This window comes from Paenibacillus campinasensis (genome assembly GCF_002272015.1).
Classification (GTDB): domain Bacteria; phylum Bacillota; class Bacilli; order Paenibacillales; family Paenibacillaceae; genus Paenibacillus_AQ; species Paenibacillus_AQ campinasensis.
In genome coordinates this window covers 1-1,217 of the sequence record NZ_NPBY01000123.1, presented here as the reverse complement: position 1 = coordinate 1,217, position 1,217 = coordinate 1, and the positions used below count along the sequence as shown (strand labels likewise).

Here is a 1,217-nt window from a genome sequence, read left to right as displayed (position 1 = left end):
ATCAAGCCATAGCTTCGGTGGTGTGTTTAGCCCCGTTACATTTTCGGCGCAGAGTCACTCGACCAGTGAGCTATTACGCACTCTTTAAATGGTGGCTGCTTCTAAGCCAACATCCTGGTTGTCTGTGCAACTCCACATCCTTTCCCACTTAACACACACTTGGGGACCTTAGCTGATGGTCTGGGCTGTTTCCCTTTTGACAATGGATCTTAGCACTCACTGTCTGACTCCCGGACATAAGTCGATGGCATTCGGAGTTTGACTGAGCTTGGTAACCCTTGCGGGCCCCGCACCCAATCAGTGCTCTACCTCCATGACTCTTTATTCCGAGGCTAGCCCTAAAGCTATTTCGGGGAGAACCAGCTATCTCCGAGTTCGATTGGAATTTCTCCGCTACCCCCACCTCATCCCCGCACTTTTCAACGTACGTGGGTTCGGGCCTCCAGTGCGTGTTACCGCACCTTCACCCTGGACAGGGGTAGATCACACGGTTTCGGGTCTACGCCCACATACTAATTCGCCCTATTCAGACTCGCTTTCGCTGCGGCTACGGCTTCTCGCCTTAACCTTGCATGGGAACGTAACTCGCCGGTTCATTCTACAAAAGGCACGCCATCACCCATTGAACGGGCTCTGACTTCTTGTAAGCACACGGTTTCAGGTTCTATTTCACTCCCCTCCCGGGGTGCTTTTCACCTTTCCCTCACGGTACTGCTTCACTATCGGTCGCTAGGGAGTATTTAGCCTTACCAGATGGTCCTGGCAGATTCATACGGGGTTTCACGTGCCCCGCACTACTCGGGATCCGTCTCGGAGGGTTCACATTTTCGACTACAGGGCTTTTACCTTCTATGGCCGGCCTTTCCAGACCTGTTCAACTAATCTAAACCTTTGTAACTCCATGTGAGACGTCCCACAACCCCGAAGAGCAAGCTCTTCGGTTTAGGCTGTTCCGCGTTCGCTCGCCGCTACTGACGGAATCACTCTTGTTTTCTCTTCCTCCAGGTACTTAGATGTTTCAGTTCCCTGGGTATGCCTCTTCACAACCTATGTATTCAGCTGTGAGTGACTGGTTATTACACCAGCCGGGTTTCCCCATTCGGACATCCCCGGATCAAAGCTTGCTTACAGCTCCCCGAGGCCATTTCGTCGTTCGCCACGTCCTTCATCGGCTCCTAGCGCCTAGGCATCCTCCGTGTGCTCTTAGTAGCTTAACC

General features: G+C 52.7%; 1 rRNA gene. It reads right to left on the bottom strand.

The features are described from left to right. A 23S ribosomal RNA gene (locus CHH67_RS25595) occupies window positions 1-1,217 on the bottom strand; the annotation flags it as partial.